Source organism: Bacillus hominis (assembly GCF_018332515.1).
GTDB classification, from domain to species: domain Bacteria; phylum Bacillota; class Bacilli; order Bacillales; family Bacillaceae_G; genus Bacillus_A; species Bacillus_A hominis.
Genome location: NZ_BOQD01000694.1, coordinates 1 through 221, shown reverse-complemented (window position 1 = coordinate 221; position 221 = coordinate 1). Strand labels below are relative to the sequence as shown.

General features: G+C 49.8%; 1 pseudogene. It reads right to left on the bottom strand.

What is annotated here, in order from left to right:
- Window positions 1–221: pseudogene (locus tag KI356_RS27975) on the bottom strand (ATP phosphoribosyltransferase regulatory subunit); the annotation flags it as partial.

Below are 221 nucleotides of genomic sequence, written 5' to 3'. Positions count from 1 at the left end.
TCCTCAAAGGTGTACATCTCTTTTTCAACCACGTCGGTGACTTCACCAATCGCACGTTTGAATAGCGGGGTCTGCTCTACAATCGGCAAGCGGATTTCACTGTAACCGTAGCTGCTGAGCACGTTTTTCAGTGTGCCTTCAATGCGCTGCCAGATGGCCGTTTCGCCAGGCAGGTAATCGTTCATGCCGCGAATGGCTTGAATGTTTTTTGCCACGTTTAT